This window comes from Brevundimonas sp. ZS04, from assembly GCF_001956865.1.
In the GTDB taxonomy this organism is placed as follows: Bacteria; Pseudomonadota; Alphaproteobacteria; order Caulobacterales; family Caulobacteraceae; genus Brevundimonas; species Brevundimonas diminuta.
In genome coordinates, this window is record NZ_MTHE01000001.1 from 253,154 (window position 1) to 265,150 (window position 11,997).

General features: G+C 65.6%; 13 protein-coding genes and 2 tRNA genes. 2 read left to right on the forward strand and 13 right to left on the reverse strand.

Annotated features, from left to right (window positions below):
* Positions 1-19: 19 nt before the first annotated feature.
* From BJP32_RS01200 to BJP32_RS01210, 3 genes are all read right to left on the reverse strand, one after another.
* Entirely contained in the window at positions 20-592 is a 573-nt protein-coding gene (locus tag BJP32_RS01200) for a DUF2497 domain-containing protein (RefSeq protein WP_076222603.1), read from the reverse strand.
* 159 nt (positions 593-751) lie between these two features.
* Positions 752-2,326, reverse strand: coding sequence for a TolC family outer membrane protein (locus BJP32_RS01205; RefSeq protein WP_076222605.1), 1,575 nt, complete (start codon positions 2,324-2,326; stop codon positions 752-754).
* Between the two features lie 137 nt (positions 2,327-2,463).
* Entirely contained in the window at positions 2,464-3,093 is a 630-nt protein-coding gene (locus tag BJP32_RS01210; RefSeq protein ID WP_003165134.1) for a protein-L-isoaspartate O-methyltransferase, read from the reverse strand.
* Between the two features lie 131 nt (positions 3,094-3,224).
* Between BJP32_RS01210 and BJP32_RS01215 the strand changes: the two genes are divergently transcribed.
* Positions 3,225-3,298: transfer RNA gene (locus BJP32_RS01215), tRNA-Cys, on the forward strand.
* A 54-nt stretch (positions 3,299-3,352) separates the two neighbouring features.
* Here BJP32_RS01215 and BJP32_RS01220 read toward each other — a convergent pair.
* Positions 3,353-4,162: an RNA methyltransferase gene (locus BJP32_RS01220; RefSeq protein WP_076222607.1), complete on the reverse strand. Its 810-nt coding sequence runs from the start codon at positions 4,160-4,162 to the stop codon at positions 3,353-3,355.
* A gap of 111 nt (positions 4,163-4,273) precedes the next feature.
* Here BJP32_RS01220 and BJP32_RS01225 point away from each other — a divergent pair.
* Positions 4,274-4,348 (forward strand) — tRNA-Asn (locus BJP32_RS01225).
* On the opposite strand, the gene BJP32_RS01230 is transcribed toward BJP32_RS01225, so the two are convergent.
* The 9 genes from BJP32_RS01230 to trbJ form a co-directional block, all read right to left on the reverse strand.
* Entirely contained in the window at positions 4,334-5,887 is a 1,554-nt protein-coding gene (locus tag BJP32_RS01230; RefSeq protein ID WP_223850731.1) for a recombinase family protein, read from the reverse strand. The two genes, BJP32_RS01225 and BJP32_RS01230, sit on opposite strands and share 15 nt — an antisense overlap.
* 211 nt (positions 5,888-6,098) lie before the next feature.
* A complete protein-coding gene (locus BJP32_RS17000; protein WP_128116160.1) occupies positions 6,099-6,359 on the reverse strand; it encodes a hypothetical protein in 261 nt (86 codons plus the stop codon).
* On the reverse strand, positions 6,349-6,687 hold the full coding sequence (locus tag BJP32_RS01235) for a DUF736 domain-containing protein (protein ID WP_003165138.1): 339 nt from the start codon (positions 6,685-6,687) through the stop codon (positions 6,349-6,351). Before BJP32_RS01235 ends, BJP32_RS17000 begins: the two co-directional genes overlap by 11 nt.
* Position 6,688: 1 nt before the next feature.
* The gene (locus tag BJP32_RS01240; protein WP_003165139.1) at positions 6,689-6,904 is read right to left on the reverse strand and encodes a DUF2274 domain-containing protein; all 216 of its coding nucleotides are present in this window, start codon (positions 6,902-6,904) and stop codon (positions 6,689-6,691) included.
* 13 nt (positions 6,905-6,917) lie between these two features.
* Positions 6,918-8,153: a TrbI/VirB10 family protein gene (locus BJP32_RS01245; protein ID WP_003169328.1), complete on the reverse strand. Its 1,236-nt coding sequence runs from the start codon at positions 8,151-8,153 to the stop codon at positions 6,918-6,920.
* Positions 8,150-9,136, reverse strand: coding sequence for a P-type conjugative transfer protein TrbG (gene trbG / locus BJP32_RS01250; protein WP_003163487.1), 987 nt, complete (start codon positions 9,134-9,136; stop codon positions 8,150-8,152). Before trbG ends, BJP32_RS01245 begins: the two co-directional genes overlap by 4 nt.
* A complete protein-coding gene (trbF, locus tag BJP32_RS01255; RefSeq protein ID WP_003163488.1) occupies positions 9,133-9,897 on the reverse strand; it encodes a conjugal transfer protein TrbF in 765 nt (254 codons plus the stop codon). The genes trbG and trbF overlap by 4 nt, the downstream gene beginning before the upstream one ends.
* A 1-nt stretch (position 9,898) precedes the next feature.
* Complete coding sequence (gene trbL / locus BJP32_RS01260; RefSeq protein WP_076222609.1) at positions 9,899-11,254, reverse strand: P-type conjugative transfer protein TrbL; 1,356 nt, start codon at positions 11,252-11,254, stop codon at positions 9,899-9,901.
* 10 nt (positions 11,255-11,264) lie between these two features.
* Positions 11,265-11,993 carry a P-type conjugative transfer protein TrbJ gene (gene trbJ / locus BJP32_RS01265; protein WP_003165142.1) on the reverse strand — a complete coding sequence of 243 codons (729 nt, stop codon included), beginning with the start codon at positions 11,991-11,993 and terminating at the stop codon, positions 11,265-11,267.
* Positions 11,994-11,997 lie beyond the last annotated feature (4 nt).

Below are 11,997 nucleotides of genomic sequence, written 5' to 3' on the forward strand. Positions count from 1 at the left end.
CAGCGAGGTTTCGAAGCGATCAGCCTGCGTTGCGGGCGATGCGTTCGACTTCCTTGCGGACCTGAGCCTCGACGATGGCGGGCAGGTTCGCGTCCAGCCAATCCTTCAGCATGGGGCGCAACATCTCGCGGACCATGGCCTCGACCGTATTGCCGCTCATGAAGTTCATGTCGGCGGCTGAAGCGACCGGCGCAGGTTCCGGCTTCTGGAAGCTGGCGGCCAGACCGGCGAAGGCCGAGGCCGCGCTGGCTGCGGCGGTTTCGCCGACCAGGGTTTCGGCCTCCGCCGCGACGGCCGCGGGTTGCGTCGCCGCCGGCGCGGGTTCGGTCGGGAACGGCGCAGCGTCCGCCACGTCCAGATCGCCGATGGCTTCGGTTGCCGGCGCCTCATAGGGCTCGGTCAGTTCCAGCACCTCGTCTTCGATCGGCGCGGGCTCGGGCGCGGCGACGACGGGTTCTGGCTCCGGCGCGGGCTCGGGAGCCGCTTCCGCCACAGGGGCGGTTTCGGCCGGAGCGTCGTCTTCAGAGATGATCCGGCGGATCGACGCCAGAATCTCTTCCATCGTCGGTTCCTGGGCGGCTTGTTCGGTCATGTCGGAACCTCAACCTGGGCGCTCGAACGGGGACACTCGCCAACCGATGCGGACTAGGCAGGCGACGATGGGGACCGAGCCGTCAGACTCGCCTCCCCCTTGAATCCTGTCGTCGCATCAACGCCCGTCGGAATCAACGGACGTTCTGTCGATCAGCCTTCAGCCCTGGGGAGCAGTGCGAACGACTTCGCCCTTCAACTGCCGATCAACGGGCGCATCTTCCACATCGACGGCGGGCGTCGTCGCCGGGGCGGCGACGCGGTCGATGGCCTCGATCACGCCATCCCAAGGCAGGGCGCCGCGATTGCGTACCGCACGATAGTTGTCGGACGGATCATAGGCTTCGATCGTCGGATCCAGGTTGGGACCGCCCAGACGGCCCATGGCCGCCAGAAGCTGGGCCTGGGCGACATACTCATTGCGACGGGCGCTGGTCAGGGCGACTTCCGCGCTGCGCAGTTCTAGCTCCTGGTTCAGCACGTCCAAGGTGGTGCGCAGGCCGACCTGAGCCTCCTGGCGCACGCCCTCGGCGGCGACCGAAGCGGCGCGCACCGCCTGTTCGCCGGCCTGAACGCTGGAACGCGCCGAAGCGCTCTGGGCATAGGCCGAACTGACCGATTGCAGAACCGTACGACGTTCACCCTCGACGTTGATCTGGGCGGCGTTGGCGCGCTCCAGGGCCTGGGCGACGCGCGAACGGTTCAGCCCCCCGGTGAACAAGGGCACGGAGACGGTTGCGCCGGCCGTAAAGCTGGTGCGATCGCCCAGGTCCAAGCCCGACAGATCATTGGCCGTCCCGCCATAGGAGGCGTTCAGGCGCGCCGAAGGCAGATACTCCGCCCGCGCCGCCGCCACATTGGCCTCGGCCGCGCGCTGGGCGTGAACGGCGGCGAGCACGCCGGGGTTTTCGGCCAGGCCGACATCCATTGCTGCGTCGAAATCGGTCGGCAGGCCCGGCAGCGTCGGCAGCGTCTGCAGGTTGGACGGCGCCTGTCCTACGACGGCGGCGTAGGCCGCGCGCGACACCGACAGTTGCGCCTGAGCGCTGGCCAGATCGGATTCCGACTGCGCCAGACGAGCTTCGGACTGCGCGATGTCAGTGCGGGTGATTTCGCCGACCTCGAATCGAGCGTTCGATTCATCCAGTTGGCGACGCAACACCTTCAGGTTCTCCTGGCGGATGCGCAAAATCTCCAGATCGCGGGTGACATCGGCATAGGCCTGAATGACCGTCACCATGACCTGCTGCTCGACCTGACGCAGATTCTCACGGCCGGCCAGGACATTGGCTTCGGCCGCAGAAATGCCGTGCGACACGCGTCCGGCCGTCCAGATGTTCTGCGTCAGACTGACGCTGGCGCTGGCGCCGTCGCTTTCGATCGTCCCGCCGCTGGTGCTGCTGTTGCCCGGCAGCGTGCCGGTGGCGTCAGGCACGCCGTCGCCGTTGGTGTCGATCGGGAAGGTCTGACCAGGGATCGTCGTCGTCACACGATCGGTGCGGGTGCGGCTGTAATCGACACCCGCCGAAGCGTTGATGGTCGGCCGCAGGCCGGCGCGCGCCTGGACGATGCTCTCATCCAGAGCCCGTTGATTCGCCCGCTGCGCCAGCAGGGTCGGGTTGGTGCGATAGGCCAGACCGATGGCCTCCTGCAACGACTCGGCGAAGACCGGCGTCGCCCCCATCGTCAATGCGACCAGTGCGACCGAAGCGAGCGCGCGCGAGCGTTTCAACATGAACCTGTCCCTGCCTGACGCCCCCATCCGGCGCGCCTGTAGTGCCTTGTATCCGCGTAGTTGGAGGCTAGGCCCGCCCGACGCCAGTTAAGTTTTTTTCACGCAGCGCGACGCCCCTTCCGTCGCCACAAATGGCCTTAGAGCGCAAACGCGGGCGCCGGGACCATTTCCGCCAGCAACTCAGGCGCAGCGTCGAACAGCTCGCGCCGCGAAACGCCTTCACGACCGCGCACATAGAGCACAGCCGCGCCGCTGGCGCCGTCGCGCTCCACCACAGCCAGACGACCGCCGGGACGCAGGGCCGCGATCCAGGATTCGGGACGCTCGATCACGGCGCCCTCGCTGACGATCAGGTCATAGCCCTCGCCCTGCGGCTGGCTAAGGGGCGCAACCACGGTCTCGACACCAGCCTCGGCCAGGGCGGCGCCGACCACGTCGAACACGGCCGCATCGGATTCCTGAGCCGTCACCGACAGGCCCATGTGCGCCAGAACGGCGGCGGCGTACGGCGCGGCGATCGCCAGGGCCTTTTCACCGGCGCGGGCGTCCAGGCCCTGCAACAGCTTGGCCACATCGCGCGGCAACATCAGACGACGGTCGCCCGCGATTTCCGGCTCAACGTCGGCATAGGCCGAGAAAGCGCGGTCGGCGGCGCAGAATCGCTCGCGCTCCACAGCGCCGATGGCGGCGTGCAGTTGGCGGTCGGTGACGTCGTTCACGCGGACCTGCGAGTCCAGCATCACCTTGCGGGCGGCAGCGAAATCCATAATCCGAAGTCCTTCAGGTCGGCTCAGGCGAAGAAATGTGACGCGCTTATAGGTCCGTGCGTTGCAGCGGACAATCCGATCTGATAGCTGACGGCCCTCGCGATGGCGGGGCCCCACCGATACGGGGTCACGGCCTGATGGCGGAGTGGTGACGCAGAGGACTGCAAATCCTTGCACCCGGGTTCGATTCCCGGTCAGGCCTCCATCGCGATGAACATCGAGAAAGCCGCCCTTCGGGGCGGCTTTCTTGTTTTCGGACCTAATCCGCTCCCGCAGTCGTCAGATGATGCAGGGCGACAGCGCTGGTCGCAGCCACGTTCAGCGAATCGAATCCCCCCGCCATCCGGATGCCCACCGGACGACAGCGCGCGATGATGTCCCGCGGCAGCCCCGGCCCTTCGCTGCCCAACAGAAGGGCCGTGCGCCTGCCCGGCTTCAGTTCCGCCAGCGTCTGTTCCGCAGAGGGCGCCAGAGCCAGCACCTCGAACCCCTTGCTCTGCAACAGGTCGATCATGGCTTCGGCATCCAGCCCCGTCGCCATCGGCGTCCGCAGCACGGCGCCGACCGAGACCCGGATCGCCTTGCGATAGAAAGGATCGCAGCAGGTCCGATCCAGCAGCACCGCTCCGGCCCCAAAGGCGGCGGCGTTGCGGAACAGCCCGCCCATGTTGTCGTGATTGCCGATTCCACACGCCACGACCGCCACGGCCCGCTCCGGCAGGTTGTCCAGCAGAACGTCCGGTTCGACGGGCTCAGGCTTGCGTCCCAGGGCGAGGACGCCTCGATGCAGATCAAACCCCGCCACGGCGTTCAGGACCGCCTGCGACGCCACATGAACCGGCACGTCGCCCGGCAGACGCTCCAGCACCTCCCGCAGCTTCTCCAGGCGCTTCTCGGCGATCAGAATGGATACGGGCGTGCAGCGCGACGCCTCGGACGCCAGCACGCGCAACACCACCTCGCCCTCAGCGATGAACAGACCGTGCCGCCCGGTCAGATCGCGCTCCTTCACATCGCGAAAGGCGGCGATGCGCGGATCATCAGGGTCGTTCACATGGATCGGAGTCATGCGAAGCCTTGTAGCGCAGGGCTTTGCGAAAAAATTTGGCGATTTCTGTCTTTTACCAGTTGCGTGAATCGAAAAGGCGCTGCTATACGCCGGCCTCCCCCGAGGGGATGTTCCGCGGTAGCTCAGTGGTAGAGCAGCCGACTGTTAATCGGCTGGTCGTAGGTTCGAATCCTACCCGCGGAGCCATTTCTCATTTTCGGGCAAATCGCCCGTTTTCTCCTTCTTTGAGAAGGTAGACTGGGCGATAGTTTCCGACAACAAATCAAATGGTTGGCGGAATTTTGCTGTAAGCTCTCCATGAGCCCACGAGCAGTTCGAAAGTACGAGATTCAGGACCCTTCGCTTCTCTGAAGCGGAGGCCTGCTCGAAGAGATCGTGCGCTTCCCGTCCGAGACGGATCAGCGCAATCCCGTTATCGATATACTCGTCATCAGCGCTATGGTGCCGCTCAATGTCCTTCAGGCAACGATCCCGCTCCTCGCGCCACACGATTTGCATCCGGCGATAGAAGTCGTCGGAGACCACCCCGTCGAGTTTGTCTTCGTACATCCGCTCGATGCGGGCCTGCAGCCGATCGGCCTCGCCGCGGAGCCGCTCGATTGCCGCCCTACGCTCCCGGGTTTCATCCTGAAGACTTTCGCGCAAGGCGCGTTGGATCAGTTCAAAAGCAGCATCATCGAATCGCAATTGCCGCAACAGGCCGGCGAATCGCTGCTCCAGGACCTCCTCGCGGACATACGGCTCGCCGCATTTTCCTTTGAAGCCCGTGCAGTGGTAATAAATGTATCGCTGCTTTTTGATCTCACCGACCATCGCGCAACCACAATGACCGCACGTCATCATGCCGGTGAACGGAAAGTCGTTTACGCTGGCGCGAATGTTGGCCGCCTTGCGCCCATCCAGGACATCCTGGACCGCGCCCCAAAGGTCCTCGGAAACCAACGGCGCGTGGGAGCCCTGATAGACCTTGTCCAGCCATTCGAAGGCGCCGGTATAAATTCGGTTCCGCAGGATCGTATGGACCGTGCTTACGCCTATGGGAGCGCCACTCTTCCGGTAGGTCAAGCCAGCCTGCCGAGCCTTCTTGGAGACCTCCTTTAGCGAGTACTGGCCTGTAGAATACCACTCATATAGGCGCTGAACGAGCGGACCGAGCGCCGGATCGATGGTGATGATCTTCTTACCGTTGGGACCTTCGACGTTCAGGTAGCCGATCGGTGCGACTGTCGGCCACAGGCCCTGTTCGGCCTTCTCCAACATGCCCTTTCGGGTTTCTTCCGACAGATTGTCGATATAGTTTTTCGCCATCAGCACCTTGATGCCGTGCATGAACTTTTCGGAAGAGCGGGAGTCCTGCGAGAGGACGACGCCCTCTTTTACGAAATGAATTTCGATGTCGAGGTCGTCGACCGTCACCCAGTCCTTGAGATTGCGATAGAGTCTGTCGGTCTTTTCGACCAGAAGCGTCCGAACTGTAGGGTGCCGGCGGACGTATTGCAGCATTTCGTTGAAGCTGGTGCGCCCGCTCTTCTTGGCGGTTTCAACGTCGACAAATTCCCGCGCCACCTGAATATCGTTGGCATCGGCGTAGTCTTTCATCAGCTTGGTTTGAGCCGGGATGGAAAATCCTTCCCGATCCTGCTCCTTCGATGAAACACGAGCATACATAACAGCCCGTCTTATCTCGATAACTGGTGCAGAACGCGCGACTTTCCGACTGGCCATATCTGTCTCCCGCTAAGGTCGCCGAGCAAAGGCGATAACGGCGCGGCAACGGCTCAATCCAGAAAAGAGCATCGACAACGCCGGACGCAGAATCCTAGCGAGCCGGGAGAACCAATCAAGCAAATAACTCGCAAAATTGCGAATGTTGCTATATATTTCAATTACATATGGAATTTTATTCCAACGCGACACCAAGGCAAGATCCGCCTCATCACTCCTTCTTGCGTGAATTTGGAATAGACCGTCCAGGCTTTGCTCTACGCTTCGAATCCCATTCGATGAGGATACGAAAGAAGTCCGTCAGATCGGCGAGCATCGCCCGCGCCTCGACTTCAGAAACTTCCCCTATCGACTGCTTCTGGAAGTGCGCTTGCGCGTCACGCGCGAGATCCGCGGAAAAGTGGCCGCCGCGCCGCGACGGACGAACGTCTTTCTCCGGAACGGACGACACAGATCGGCGGTCAGGGTTCATCGCCCCAATCCCGCATCCGATGCTGGCGGCTCCAGGCAAGCTCGGCGGTGGCGCCGTCCGGCGCTGGAAACAGGGTCGCACGCTTCGGCTCCGACCAGGGGTCGTTCAACCGAACGCGGAGATAGTCTCGCGGATTCTCTCCCCGCGACGTCGCCTTCCAGGCCTCGCCGACGCGCGACCAGCCGAGCATGACGACATAGTCCGGCGAGTTGTCGTTTCGGCGGTCGTCGTTTGGAACGAACCGGATTTTCCGGTCGATGAGAAGGGTTTCGATGCGGCCTTCCCAGCCGCCCTGCTTGGTCGGCTTGAACTTTCCTATGACGCCCATCTCAGCCTCCCTTCGCCTTCAGCGCCTTGGCGAACTCCCTGTCGCCGGCGAGGAAGGCCTCGAGCATCGCCGGGACAAGGTCCGCGATCTCGGCTTTATCGTCATAGGCCTCGCGATAGACGGCGGCGTAGTCGGACAGCGACCGATGAAGGTCCGGCGTGACGGTGACGGTGAGCTTGATCGGCGTCCGATCAGGCAGTTTGCCCAGCTTCAGCATGGGGTCTCTCCTCTCAGCGGTCCCACGGACGCAGCACGAGATCCTTGTGGACGATCACGCGCAGCGGAAATCCGGGGCGAATGGTGATGGTGGGTTGGACGTCGAGATTCCGGGTGACGATCTGTTGTCCGGCCTGGCTGCTGGACTGCTGCGTCGACTCGCGGACGGCCCGGACGAGGTCGCTCTCGCCGTCGACGGTCAGCTCCGTTCCGACCCCGAGCAGGGTGGAAAGCGCGACGCCCTTGAGGAGCCGCCATGTGTGGAAATCCACCTTGTCGGCGAGCCCGGCGTAGCCCGCAGCATCCGTCGCAGGGAGGTTGTCGAGTTGGATCGAAGCGCCGTCAGGCAGGATGATGCGCTGCCAGACCAGGAGCGCCCGGCTCTGACCAAAGGCCACGACGCTGTCATAGCTGCCTACCAGCCGCGCGCCTTGCGGGATAAGCAGGATGCGCCCCGTCGCGGAGTCGTAGACGTTCTCCGAGACCTGGGCGGTGACGAAGCCAGGAAGATCGGAGCGCAGACCCGTCATCAGGCTGGCCGCGATGACGCTGCCGGCCATGACCTGATACGGCGAAGCCGGCTCCTGAATGCGATGTGGGTTGATCGTCGAGGACGGCCCTTGCGCCACGAAATCGATCTTGCGCTGCTGGCCGTTCGGATCGCGTTGGGGATCGATGCCAGGCTGTCCCTCCCCTGCCCCGGCGGGCGCGACCGCCGTGGCCGTCCCCGTCTGGGCGACTTCGGCCGTGGCGGGTGCCTGACGCGGGAGCCGCACCATCACGCCGGACTCGCGCGCCTGACCCGCCTGCGTCGCCTGACGCTGGCGTTCCGCCTCAAGCGCCTGTTCCTCCGCTGACGGCGGCGGCGCTCCTGCATCGAGGGAAGCGCCGTCTCCTCCGCGCTCTTCATCCAGGATCGCCCGTCCGAGGTCGCCCGGAAGCGGAGGCCCCAGTTGCGGTACGGAGCCGTAGTCGCCGGGGAGATCCGCGACGGCGTCGGCGGTTGCGTGGCGATCCGTCACGACCGGCTCGTCGGCAGGCTCTGCGACCCGGAGCGTCGCTGGCCCCAGCGCGAGCCAGGCGACGCCGGCGATCGCCGCCGCCCCGGCCGCGGCGCCGCCGATGACGACGCTGCGCTTGAACCGGACGATGCGGCGCGGCGCGGCGCGCAGGGTAAAGGCGTCGGGGGACGACTTGGGAGCACCCTCGCGCGGCGGGGTCTCGCGGGGCGTGTCGGGCTCGTCGATCATTGCGACGCCCTCCGGCCCCGCCGCTGATCGCCATCGGTCCGGGTGATCCGCACGACCCGCTGCGGCGCTTCGCCCATGCGCAGTTCCGCCGCGGCGAACAGCCGGTCGACGATGTAATGGTGTCCGCTGACCCGGTAGTTCACGAGTTGGGCGTCGCCGAGCGGGCCGACGACGAACAACGGCGGCGCCTCCCCCTGATCGAGCCGGGCCGGAAACTCGATATAGACCTTCGCCCCGTCGTCCCAGGCGCGGAGCGGCCGCCACGGCGGCGCATCCCCGGTAATCGCATAGCGGAAGCGCAGGTTCTCGACGGCGACGGCGAGCGCGACGGTCTGCGCCGCCGCCGCTGCGTCATTTCCCCTTTGCAGCGCCAGCAACCGGTCCTGCGGATAGGTCCAGGAGATCGCCGCCATCGCGGTCGCATCGGTGCTTTCGAGCGCGAGGTGATAGGCGCGACGCGTCGTGGTGATGACCATGTTGGTGTGCAGCCCTGCCGCGAACGGCTTGACCAGGACATGCACCCGCCGATGGTCGCCGGCTCCGCTCACCGTATCGCCTATGACCCAACGCACTGTATCGCCGGCCGAGACCGCGATCAGTTCCTCGCCCTGCTGAAGCGCAATGTCGCTGACTCGTTCCGGCGCGGCGTAGAGCCGGTAGAGCGCCCCATCGGTCCAGGGGTAGACCTGCACGGCGTTGACGTAGCCCGAGCGTGACGGCTCCTGCGTCGCGGCGCGGTTTGCGGCCTCGACGCTGGCCGTGGGCGAGCCGGTCTCGCGGCGCGCGGAAGGCGCAGGCTGGAGTTGGCCCGGCAGCGGCAACGGAACCGGGGTTTCTACGATCTCGACCGGGGTCGGCGGTTCCGCCGCGACGACGGCGGGCTGGAAGTCGACGGGGTCGTAGGCGATGGCGGGCGGCGGGGTCTTCCCTGCGCACGCGGCGAGCGCCAGGGCGGAGACCCCGGCAAGCGGTAAACGGATCACGGCGTATCTCCTTCGATGGCGGTGATGGCTGGAACGAGAGGCGGCGCCGCTCCGACCGGCGGCTGCGTCGGCGCGGTCGTGTCGAGTTCGCGGGACCAGTCGATCGCGTTGACGAACAGACCAAGAGGGTTCTTGCGAAGCGCGTCGGCCGTCTTCGGGGTGCGAAAGACCGTCGTCAGGATCGCCGTCCAGCGCTCGGTCCTGGCGAGGCTGCCCCGCTCATAGGTCTGCTCGACCCATTTCACCTGGAACGACGAATCCGATGCGCGCACGACGCTAGTGACCTGCACCGACACGCTGCGCTCGCCGATCATGGCGAACGGGTCGTTGGTGCGGGCGTATTCATTGAGAAACCGCGCTCCACGGTCCGTGGCGAAGTCGTACGCCTCTAACCAGTTCTGTTTGACCAGCACGGGGTCGGTCGAGACGGAACGGACGTTGGCGACGAAGCGCGCGAGGTGCCAGATGATCTGGCCGTCGGTCGGACGATAGTTCTGGATAGCGGGCGCGACCGATCGCGCCTCGCCCAGCCGATCGACCTCGACCACATAGGGCGCCACGCGGCTCTGGGTCGACTGCCAGACATTGCCGGCCGCGAGACCGCCGCTGATCATCATGCAGCCGAAGGCCATCAGCCTCCAGTTGCGGGCCTGAACGCGAGCGGAGCCGATCCGGTCGTCCCACATCTGACCGGCCCGTTGGTAGGGCGTTTCCGGCTGAGGGGTCCGGCCATAGCGTTGGATGGGGCGCTTGAATTTCATGCTAGTCGTCCTTCTGGCTGATGTCGGGATTGGCGGGCGCGCCCGGACGGTCGCCGTCCTTCACGGCCTGCGCGATCATGTGCCTTCGGTGACGGGACGCCTGTTCGCTGCGCATGCGCTGCGCCCAGGCCGGAGCGCTGGAAGCGTCGGCATGAGCGCCGGCGCTCCCGCCTGGGACGGCTGCAGCGGGGGCGGAGCCAGCGGGCCGCGTGCTGTTCATCGCGTTCCACGCCGCGTCCTGTCCCTTCTGAGCGCTCTCGCGAAACGGCTGCGAAAGGCGCGATCCGGCGTTCCGGGCTCCCTTCTTCATCGCTCCCGCCGCGGCGCGAGCGACGCCTGACGCGCCGGCTCCGATGGTGGACTTTCCGGCGGCGTTCTGACCGAGTTGGTAAGAGGCGCGAGCCGCCGAGCCCATCGCCGTTCCCGCGCGCAGGCTCGCCATGCCGCCGGACGCCGCAGCGCCGAGCGCCCGTGCGCCGAGCGCGGCGCCGCCGGCTCCGAGAAGAGCCGCGCCCGCGACCGTGCCGACCGCGGCACCCGCCCCGAGTTGCGGCGCGCCGGACACGAGGCCGGAGGCGACGCCCGGTCCGAAGATGGCGAGACCGAGCAGCGAAAGAGCGGCGAGAACAAGCGTCATCGCCGAAGCCACGTCCGGCTCGCCCATCCCGGCGGAGAGAAACATTTCAAAGAAGCCGCCGCCGATGCCGACGATGACGGCCAGCACCATGACCTTGAGGCCCGACGAGACGACGTTGCCGAGCACCCGCTCGGCGAGAAAACTCGTCTTGTTGAACAGGGCGAACGGCACGAGCACGAAACCCGCCAGCGTCGTCAGCTTGAACTCGATGATCGTGAGGAAGAGCTGGATCGCGAGGATGAAGAAGGCCAGCACCACCACCAGCCAGGCGACGAACAGCACGAGGATTGACAGGGCGTTGCCGAAGAAGGCGGGGAAGCCGAGCATGTCCTTGATAGCCGTCAGCATCGGCTTGGCGGCGTCGAAGCCTACGGAAGCGAGCTTGCCCGGCTTCAGCAGGTCGTCGGGGCCGATCGTGCCCCCGCCCGCGGTGAGGCCGAGGCCGGCGAAACTGCGGAAGACGATCTCGCCGAGCTGTTGGAAGTTGCCGAGAATGAAGGCGAAGATTCCGACATAGAGAATCTTCTTCAGGAACCGGCCCAGGACATCCTTGTCCGCGTCCATCGCCCACCACAGACCGGCCAGCGTGATGTCGAGCCCGATCAGGATAGTGGTGAGAAAGGCGACGTCGCCGCCGAGCAGGCCGAACCCGCTGTCGATGTATTGCGAGAAGGCCGCCAGGAAGCGGTCGATGATGTTGAGGTCCGGGGCCGGGTCCATCGTGCGCGGCCTATTGCGGCGTATAGGCGGGGCGGGTTCCGATGAACCGCCGGGTCCGCTCGTGGGCCGCTTCCATGACCTGTCGCTGGCGCGCCTGTTCGATGGCGTCGGCGCGATACTGCGCCGCCATCATCGACTGAAGCTGAAGCTGCTGACGGGCGACGAGCGCCATCAGTTGATTGCCGGCCTGCTGCGCCTGCAAGCCGCCGGTGGCGACCTGGCTTTGCGCGACGAGATCGGTGAGCAAGGCGCCGTCGGCCCGGACGTTCTCGACGACCTGGGCCTGAACGCGCATCGCCTGACGATAGCCCTGCAAGGACGACTGGAGCCGGGCGCGCGCGCGCTGGACGATCTGGTCGGTGCTGAGGCTTCGATCGAATGTCTGCGGAAACTGTTCGCGCAGCGCCGCATCAGTGGCGGCGACGTCGAAGGCGATGCCTTCGGCGCGAGCCATCAGGCCGTCGATGCGCTCGATGGAGCGCGTGAGCTGGTCCAGCGAGGAGAAGTCCAGACGCTGAAGCTGGCGCGCCTGGTTCTGCAACATGGTCGCTTGGTTCTGGAGCGCCGTGATCTGGTTGTTGATCTGCTGGAGGGTGCGCGCGGCCGTCAGGACGTTCTGGCTGTAGTTGGTGACGTCGAAGACCTTGAGTTGGGCGTGGGCCGGCGAAACGGGCGCGAGCGCGCCGCCGGCGGCGACGGTCGAGGCCAGAACGGCGGCGATGAGGATGCGGGAATTCATGAGG